The organism is Mycobacteriales bacterium (assembly GCA_035550055.1).
GTDB lineage: Bacteria > Actinomycetota > Actinomycetes > JAFAQI01 > JAFAQI01 > DASZTV01.
The window spans coordinates 44,496-51,614 of sequence record DASZRO010000024.1 but is presented as its reverse complement, the minus strand read 5'-3'; the positions used below and the strand labels follow the sequence as shown (position 1 = coordinate 51,614).

The following is a 7,119-nucleotide window of genomic DNA, read 5'->3' as shown; positions in this document are numbered from 1 at the left end:
CATTCAGGGTCCGTGCGCGGAATGGTCGCGCCTGTTAACGTCGCGCGGTTGCGCGCCTAGGAGCGAGGTGCGGCAACCCCGTGGTCGACGACTTCCCCCGATCGGTTGACCCCGCCTCGCTGCGGATCGCGCTGCTGTCCTACCGCAGCAAGCCCCACTGCGGCGGCCAGGGCGTCTACGTCCGCCACGTCTCCCGTGAGCTGGTCGAGCTCGGCCACCGGGTCGAGGTGATCAGCGGCCAGCCGTATCCGGAGCTCGACGCCGGCCCGTCGCTCACCAAGCTGGCCAGCCTCGACCTCTACCGCGAGCCGGACCCGTTCCGGATCCCGCGGCCGAAGGAGTACCGCGACTGGATCGACGTGCTCGAGTTCCTGCACATGGGCACCGGCGGGTTCCCCGAGCCGCTGACGTTCTCGCTGCGCGCCGCCCGTCTCCTGAAAGCCCGCGTGGCCGACTTCGACGTCGTCCACGACAACCAGACGCTCGGCTACGGCATGCTCCAGATCCAGAAGATCCTGCCGCTGATCGCGACCATCCATCACCCGGTCAGCGTGGACCGCGTCGTGGAGATCGAGAACGCGCAGGGGATCCGCCAGAAGCTCGGCAAGCGGCGCTGGTACGGCTTCACGAAGATGCAGGGCAAGGTCGCAAGCCAGCTGTCCTCGATCGTCACGGTCTCGACCAACTCGGGTCAGGACATCGCCCGCGACTTCAAGGTCGACCCGGGCGTCATGAAGGTCGTGCCGATCGGCGTCGACACCTTGACCTTCCGCCCGCCGAAGGCCCCGCGGGTGCGCGGCCGGATCGTGGCGGTCTCCAGCTCGGACTCCCCGATCAAGGGCGTCAAGGTGCTGCTCGAGGCGGTCGCCAAGCTCCGCACCGGGCACGACGTCGAGCTGGTCGTCGTCGGCAAGCCGAACCCGGACGGTCCGGTCGCGCGAGCGGTGAAGGACCTCAATCTCGGCGACACCGTCCGCTTCGTCTCCGGACTGTCCAACGACGCGATCGCCGAGCTGCTCGGGTCGGCCGAAGTGGCCGTGGTGCCGTCGCTGTACGAAGGGTTCTCGATTCCGGCGGTCGAAGCGATGGCCTGCGCCACTCCGCTGATCGCGACGACCGGTGGCGCGCTGCCGGAGGTCGTCGGCACTGACGGCAAGAGCGGGGTGCTGGTCGAGCCGGGCAACCCTGAGGAACTCGCCGACGCGCTCTCGGCGCTGTTCGACGACGACCAGCGCCGCAACGCGATCGGGGCCGCCGGCCGCAAGCGGATCGAGACGTCCTACACCTGGCGCCGGGTCGCCGAGTCGATGGTCGAGGTCTACACCGAGGCGATCGAGCGCAAGGCGGCAGAGGCAGCGCGGAAGTAATGCTCACCGTCGACTTCGAGCAGTTCCCGGTCAACCCCGGCGACCGCGTCCTCGATCTCGGCTGCGGTGGTGGTCGGCACGCCTTCGAGCTGTTGCGGCGCGGCGCCAAGGTCGTCGCGTTCGACTACAGCCTCGACGAGCTGCGCCAGGTGCAGACGATGTTCTACGCGATGGCCACGGGTGGCGAGGCGCCCGAGGGCTCGTCGGCGACGGTCGCCCGCGGCGACATCCTGGCGCTGCCGTTCCCCGACGGCGCCTTCGACGCGGTGGTCTGCGCGGAGGTGCTCGAGCACATCCCGAACGACGAGCGTGCGATGGCGGAGATCGCGCGGGTGGTCAAGCCGGGCGGTCGCGTCGCCGTCACCGTGCCGCGGTGGTGGCCGGAGCAGCTGAACTGGGCGCTGCCCAAGGAGTACCAGCACGTGCCCGGGGGCCACATCCGGATCTACCGCGGGGACCAGCTCAAGGCACGGTTGACCGAGTCCGGGTTGGTGCCGCGAAGCCAGCACCACGCACACGCGCTGCACTCGCCGTACTGGTGGCTCAACTGCACGTTCGGCCGCGAGAGCCTGCCGTCGCGGACCTACAACAAGTTGCTCGTGTGGGACATCATGTCGGCGCCCTGGTTGACGCGTACGGCGGAGAAGCTGCTCAACCCGGTCATGGGAAAGAGCCTCGTGGTCTACGCGGACAAGCCGGCGGCATCCTCGGAGACGGCCCATGCCGCGGCGTAGCGCGACGGCAATCCCGGCGGTGGCCGGCATCATCAGCGCCGAGCAGATCGTGGCGACCGCGGAGTCGATCGCCCGCGCGCAGGAGCCGGACGGCGCGATCCCGTGGTTCGTCGGCGGGCACACCGATCCGTGGGACCACATCGAAGGTGCCATGGCGATGACCGTCGCCGGCCTCACCGAGCCGGTCGCCGAGGCCTACGAGTGGCTGCGCCGTACCCAGCTCCCGGACGGTTCGTGGGTGTCGAAGCGGACCGGCGGGGTCGTCGAGGACGACACGATCGAGACCAACCAGTGCGCCTACATCGCCGTCGGGGCCTGGCACCACTACCTGATCACCGGCGACGACGCCGAGCTCGACCGGATGTGGCCGCACGTGCGCGCGGGCTTGGACTTCGTCACGTCGTACGCGACCGATCGCGGCGAGATCGCCTGGTCGGTCACGAAGGACGGTGAGGAGCGTGACGGCGGTCCGCTGCTGACCGGCTGCTCGTCGACCTACCAGTCGCTTCGGGTCGGGCTGCGTCTCGCCGAGCACTTCAACGAGCCTCAGCCGGAGTGGGAGATCGCGGCGGGACGGCTCGGGCACCTGATCGCCGAGCACCCTGAGGTCTTTGCCGAGAAGGACCGCTTCTCGATGGACTGGTACTACCCGGTGCTCGGCGGGGCGCTGCGCGGCGCCGCTGCCATCGAACGGTTCAAGACTCGCTGGGACCGCTACGTCGTACCGGGTCTGGGCATCCGATGTGTCGACGACGAACCGTGGGTCACCGGGGCGGAGACCGCGGAGTGCGTGATGGCACTCGACACCGTCGACCTGACCGAAGAGGCGCTGCAGATGTTCGCCGACATCCAGCATCTGCGTGCCGAGGACGGGTCGTACTGGACCGGTTGGCAGTTCGAGGCCCAGGTCAACTGGCCGGCCGAGCAGTCGACATGGACCGCCGCCGCCGTCGTACTGGCCGCCGACGCGCTGTCTCGCGCGACCCCTGCCTCCGGGATCTTCCGGGCCGACGAGCTCCCGCTGCCGGTCCGCCTCGAAGCGGTCGCCTGCGGCTGCGAAGAGCGCGCAACCTCGCACTAGTCGCGACCGACTCCTACTTACGCCCTGTCGCCCGTCACTTCGAGGTACGCCGCAGGACTCTGAGGCTGCCGACGTGCCGGACCTCGGTGAAGCCGTCGGTGATCGCGCGCTGGTAGATGTGCAACGGCGCCTGCCCGCCGTCGGCCGGGTCCTCGAACACGTCGTGGATCGCGAGCACGCCGTCCGGCATCACGAAGCCGGACCAGTTCGTGTAGTCGGCCTGCGCGTGCTCTTCGGCGTGGCCGCCGTCGATGAACAGCATCGCCAGCGGCGTCGACCACAGCGCGGCTGCGGTCGGGCTCTTGGTGAGCACCGCGACGACGGTGTCTTCCAGACCAGCCGCGTGCATCGTCCGGCGGAAGAACGGCAGGGTGTCCATCAACCCGGTCTCGGGATCGACCACTTCGGCGTCGTGGTGTTCCCAGCCGGCCTGGTTCTCCTCGGACCCCCGGTGGTGGTCGATCGTGACCACGGTGCCGCCGCGCGCCGCTGCCGCCGCGCCCAGCCAGGTGGCGGACTTCCCGCAGTAGGTCCCGATCTCGAGGATCGGACCGTACGGCGCCACCGCCCACGCCGCGTCGTACAACGCCTCGGCCTCGTCCAGGGGCATGAAGCCCTTGGCTTCGTCGGCGACCTGCTTCAGGCGAGGATCAATGCGTTCGGGCGCAACGGCCGCGGGATCTTCCACGCTGTAGACACTAGGGAATCACTGATCAATGCATGTCCTGCTGCGCGTCGCCCGCTCGCGACGGACGGCATTGATCAGTGATTCCCTAGGGCCAGCCAAACCGCCGACGGCGGCGTCAGATGCCCGCGCAGCGGATGCCTGACCCCGCCCCTGATGACGGTCTACCCGTGACTGTGGACCGCGTTGCCGGTCACGTGGACACCCTCGGCGAACGCCACGATCTGGGCGTCGGTCCAGTGCAGCGCCGGCGGGGCTTGGATGTCGACGCCGAACCCGTTCGGGTCGTTGTAGCGCAGCAGCAGCGTGCCGTCCTGCAGGTCGACCCGGCCGGGCTGGCCGTTGACCGTCACCGGGTCGCCGCTGCCGAGGCCGTGCTCGTCGACCGAGGAGGTCAAGACGGCAAGCTTGCCCACGAACGCGTCCGGATCGTCGTCCGTCGACCCGTCGGGGGTGATGAGCAACGCGTACTGGGTGGACGTCGACAGGTGCCAGCCGGCCGGGACCTCGTCGACGGTGAAGCCGTTGAGCTGTGCCCCGGTCCAGTCGACGAGCTTCACCGCGCTCGCGTGGTGGGCGCTCACGATGGGAGCCGGTCCGCGCGGGGCAGCGTTGGTCGTCGGGCTGCTGCCGCCGAGCTGGGTCGCGGTCACCGCGACAACCGCGGCCACGACCAACCCGCCGGTCGCGACCATCGAGCGGCGTACGACGGAACGCCGGTGTGCCCTGACGAGGGCGGCATGGCCCCGCGTCAGGTCCCCGTCGACGGTCGCGTCGGCGGCGATGCTGGTGCCGTCCGGGCCGATTCGCCGGAACAGGTCGGTGATGTCACTCATGAAGTCCTCGCAGTCGCTGGTACGTCGTGATCGCGGGCGCCGAGCGGCAACCCCGCGGCGGTCAGTGACTCCCGTAGCTGATCCAGGGCTCGGGAGGTCTGGCTCTTCACGGTGCCCTCGCTGCAGCCGAGTGCCTCCGCGGTCTCAGCAACCGTCAGTTCGCTCAGGTGCCGAAGGATCACGGCTGCCCTCATCCGCGCCGGCAGCGCGGCGAGGGCGGCGAACACGGCGTGCTCGGTGTCGGTCGGCGCCGGTGGTTCCAGCGCCGCGACGTCGGGAAGCTCAGCTCGGGAGTGCTCGTGGCGCGCGAAGCCGCGACGCTTGGTGTCGATCAGCGCGTTGACCAACGCCTTGCGGGCGTAGGCGTCCACGGTGTCCTGGCGCACCCGCGGCCATGCGACGTACATCCGCATGAGCGCGGTCTGGACGAGATCTTCGGCGACGTGATGGTCGCCGCAGGCCAGGAAGGTCGCCGTGCGCACGAGCGAGGCCCGTCGGGCCACGACGTACGCGCGGTACTCCTCGTCGCGGTCGGTTGCCACCAGCTACCTCCGTCTGTCTTCCCCGTCCTGGTACGACGACGAAGCCGCCAAGGTTGCCTCCCCGTTCGAAGTAGCACACAACCCGAGCCGATCTGTACGGGTTCCGCGCTTCCTGTCCGGTTCCGGTGGGTGGTTGTGTGCTACTTCGAACCGGGGGAGGGCTTGTCCGGGCGCTGGCCGACCAAGGCCAGCTGGCGGGACTGGGCGACCAGGCGGCCGGTCGAGTCCCACACCGACGCCTCCTCGTCGAACCAGCCGTCGGACATCATCCGGGTCGTCGACTCACAGCGCAGCCAGCCCGGCGCCGGCAGGCCCCGCAGCAGGACGGTCAGCTCGACGGTCGGCGCCCAGCCGTAGCGCTGCAGGTTGAACACGGTCGGGGGTGCTGCGTCGACGGCGACGAGCAGCGAGAACGGATCGGGCTCGGAACCGTCGTGCAGCCGGAACCAGTAGCGGATCGTCGGGTCGCCGGTGAACTTCGGGAAGGGCGAGGTCGCCGGGTCGATACGCAGGTCGACGCGGTCGAAGATCTCGAGGACGAACTTCTCCGTCCCGGGCGGTACGCACTCCTCCGGCGGGGGCATGTCCGGTGCCTGGCGTGCGGCGTACTCGGCAGGGCCGGCATGCAGCTCGCCGGTGCTGACCAGCGCGTCGATCTGCGGCTTGTCGCCTTGCCACAACGTCGCCCTCGCCGTCGACACCCGCCGACCGGTCCGCACCACCTCGGTGCGCACCTCGGCTGCCGCGGAGTCGGGCGCTCGCAGGTAGTGCGCGGACACCGCCATGGGGTGTGCGGCACCGACCGCGTCACATGCGGCGCGGGCGATGATCGACAGCGTGTAGCCACCGTTCGGCTTGCCACCGATCGCCCAGTGCGGGCTCAGCGAGGCGTCGTACGCCGGGCCGTCCGCGCGTCGCTGGACCGCCGATTCGGCCTGGAACTGGCTCACAGCGACAACAACGCCGGGGCGAGCTCGGTCCACTCCCGCCGCGGCAGCCCGCGGCGGTCGTCGACCAGGATCTGCAGCGCCACATGGTCAGCGCCGGCGTCGAGATGGGCCTTGACGCGCGCGGCGATCGCGTCGGGCGAACCCCAGACGCAGATCGTGTCGACCAGCCGGTCGTTGCCACCGTCGGCGAAGTCGGATTCCTCGAAGCCGAACCGCTGGAGGTTGGCGGTGTAGTTGGACAGTCGCAGGTACGACGAGGTGTGGCGTCGTGCGATCTCCCGGGCGACCGACGGATCCTCGCTGACCACGCACACCTGCTCGGGCACGAGCAGACGCTCCGGACCCAGGACCTCGCGCGCGAGCGCCGTGTGCTCCGGCGGCACGAAGTAGGAGTGGACGCCGTCGGCGCGTTCGGCGGCGAGCGCCAGCATCTTCGGACCCAGTGCCGCGAGTAGTCGCGGCGGCCGCTCTGCGGGCAGCACGGCGCGATACACGCCGTACGCCGAGTCCATCCCGTCGAGGTAGTCGCGCATGAAGGTCAGGGGCGTGCGGTAGTCCTCGCCGCGTACGTCGAGCAGCGGCTTGTGCGAGACGCCGATGCCGAGGACGAACCGCTGCGGATAGGCCTCGCCGAGCGCCAGCTGGCCCGCCGCGGTGGCCAGCGCGTCGCGCGCCCAGATGTTGGCGATGCCGGTCGCGACGACGAGCGACGACGTCGCGGACAGCAGGAGCTGGGCGGCGCTCAGCACCTCGCGCCCGACCGCCTCGCCCGTCCACAGCGCCCGGTAGCCGAGCGCCTCGACTTCGCGGGCGACGTCGCGGACGACCTCGGCGCTGGAGAAGTCGAGCTGTCCGGTCCAGATGCCCACCCGGCCCAGCCGCGCGGGCCAGTCGCTCAGGTCCGAACCGGCGTCAGCCACGAGC

General features: G+C 70.1%; 8 protein-coding genes. 3 read left to right on the top strand and 5 right to left on the bottom strand.

The genetic code is table 11. The features are described from left to right. Positions 1–119: 119 nt before the first annotated feature. The 3 genes from VG899_04075 to VG899_04065 are packed head-to-tail and all read left to right on the top strand — an operon-like array spanning position 120 to position 3,182. Entirely contained in the window at positions 120–1,367 is a 1,248-nt protein-coding gene (locus VG899_04075; protein ID HWA65530.1) for a glycosyltransferase family 4 protein, read from the top strand. Then, positions 1,367–2,101: a class I SAM-dependent methyltransferase gene (locus tag VG899_04070; protein ID HWA65529.1), complete on the top strand. Its 735-nt coding sequence runs from the start codon at positions 1,367–1,369 to the stop codon at positions 2,099–2,101. Before VG899_04075 ends, VG899_04070 begins: the two co-directional genes overlap by 1 nt. After that, positions 2,088–3,182: a prenyltransferase gene (locus VG899_04065; GenBank protein ID HWA65528.1), complete on the top strand. Its 1,095-nt coding sequence runs from the start codon at positions 2,088–2,090 to the stop codon at positions 3,180–3,182. Before VG899_04070 ends, VG899_04065 begins: the two co-directional genes overlap by 14 nt. Positions 3,183–3,216: 34 nt before the next feature. On the opposite strand, the gene VG899_04060 is transcribed toward VG899_04065, so the two are convergent. The 5 genes from VG899_04060 to VG899_04040 form a co-directional block, all read right to left on the bottom strand. Further along, positions 3,217–3,792, bottom strand: a complete 576-nt coding sequence (locus tag VG899_04060) for a class I SAM-dependent methyltransferase (GenBank protein ID HWA65527.1) — start codon at positions 3,790–3,792, stop codon at positions 3,217–3,219. A 239-nt stretch (positions 3,793–4,031) separates the two neighbouring features. Beyond that, a complete protein-coding gene (locus tag VG899_04055) occupies positions 4,032–4,703 on the bottom strand; it encodes a hypothetical protein (protein HWA65526.1) in 672 nt (223 codons plus the stop codon). Further along, positions 4,700–5,245: a SigE family RNA polymerase sigma factor gene (locus VG899_04050; protein HWA65525.1), complete on the bottom strand. Its 546-nt coding sequence runs from the start codon at positions 5,243–5,245 to the stop codon at positions 4,700–4,702. The genes VG899_04055 and VG899_04050 overlap by 4 nt, the downstream gene beginning before the upstream one ends. 140 nt (positions 5,246–5,385) lie before the next feature. Next, positions 5,386–6,195 (bottom strand): thioesterase family protein, encoded by an 810-nt coding sequence (locus VG899_04045; GenBank protein ID HWA65524.1) that lies wholly within the window; start codon positions 6,193–6,195, stop codon positions 5,386–5,388. Continuing rightward, the gene (locus tag VG899_04040; protein ID HWA65523.1) at positions 6,192–7,115 is read right to left on the bottom strand and encodes an LLM class F420-dependent oxidoreductase; all 924 of its coding nucleotides are present in this window, start codon (positions 7,113–7,115) and stop codon (positions 6,192–6,194) included. The genes VG899_04045 and VG899_04040 overlap by 4 nt, the downstream gene beginning before the upstream one ends. Positions 7,116–7,119: the final 4 nt, after the last annotated feature.

Excerpts from the sequence above, each read along its gene's own strand:
- VG899_04070 (HWA65529.1), top strand. The coding sequence starts at position 1,367 with ATGCTCACCGTCGACTTCGAGCAGTTCCCGGTCAACCCCGGCGACCGC.
- VG899_04065 (HWA65528.1), top strand. The coding sequence starts at position 2,088 with ATGCCGCGGCGTAGCGCGACGGCAATCCCGGCGGTGGCCGGCATCATC.
- VG899_04060 (HWA65527.1), bottom strand. The coding sequence starts at position 3,792 with ATGCCCCTGGACGAGGCCGAGGCGTTGTACGACGCGGCGTGGGCGGTG.
- VG899_04055 (HWA65526.1), bottom strand. The coding sequence starts at position 4,703 with ATGAGTGACATCACCGACCTGTTCCGGCGAATCGGCCCGGACGGCACC.